The sequence below is a fragment of the Neobacillus vireti genome (assembly GCF_001026695.1).
Lineage (GTDB): Bacteria > Bacillota > Bacilli > Bacillales > Cytobacillaceae > Neobacillus > Neobacillus vireti.
Genome location: NZ_LDNB01000008.1, coordinates 1 through 833, shown reverse-complemented (window position 1 = coordinate 833; position 833 = coordinate 1). Strand labels below are relative to the sequence as shown.

The window sequence follows — 833 nt, the reverse complement described above, 5'->3', positions numbered from 1 at the left end:
TTCTTTTGAACTTATCACCCTTGAGTCCAAGTTTATTCATGATCCGTTGAACCTTCTTATGATTGACTTTAAACCCACGGTTTTTCAATTCTAGTTTGATACGACGGTATCCATAATTGCCGTTATTTTCTTCGAAAATGGATTGAATACTTTCCTCCATCTCTTGATTTGGATTCTCCTTCTTTATCATTTTTATATGATAATGGTAGGAGGATTCGGGGATGCATACTATTTGTAAAACATCTTTTAGTTTGAAGTTTTCTTTGAGTTCGAATGATAACGCTGCTTGTGCTTTTCGAGATAGCCTTCCGGATCCATCTGAAAAGCTCGCAACTTTTTTAAGTATTCTACCTCTAAACGAAGAAGTTCGTTTTCTCGTTCCAATTTTTGTTCGTACGTCATTTCTTTTTGTTCGGTATGTTTATTTTTTCTGTTCTTAGCTTTATCAGACATGGATACCCGTCCTTTCGGTCTATCCAGGGCTTCAGCACCACCCTCAAGAAAAGCCTTCTTCCATGAGGCAATCATAGGAGGGTTTGTTAGCCCGAATTGAAGAGCTGTTTCCGTTTCTGAAGAACCTGTTCTTTTCATAAAGCTTAATACATCAAACTTGAATTGAACAGAATAAGTTTCATTATGCTTCTTCCTCATTATTCCTTTCATTCCGAATTCCTCGAAGATTTTAACCCATCTTTTAATCTGGGAACTGGATTTCATTCCATGCTTCTCTGCCAACTGATTATAGCTCAATTTTCCATCTTGATATTCTTTTACAAGCATTAACTTAAACTTTTCACTATATTTTGCCATAAAAATACACCCCAAAGGTTAGA

At 36.0% G+C, this 833-nt stretch carries 1 protein-coding gene and 1 pseudogene; both read right to left on the bottom strand.

The window, feature by feature from the left end:
- Positions 1 to 163, bottom strand: a pseudogene (locus tag AA980_RS28240) (IS3 family transposase); the annotation flags it as partial.
- Positions 164 to 246: 83 nt separating this feature from the next.
- Positions 247 to 810 carry a helix-turn-helix domain-containing protein gene (locus tag AA980_RS09815; protein ID WP_024031269.1) on the bottom strand — a complete coding sequence of 188 codons (564 nt, stop codon included), beginning with the start codon at positions 808 to 810 and terminating at the stop codon, positions 247 to 249.
- Positions 811 to 833 lie beyond the last annotated feature (23 nt).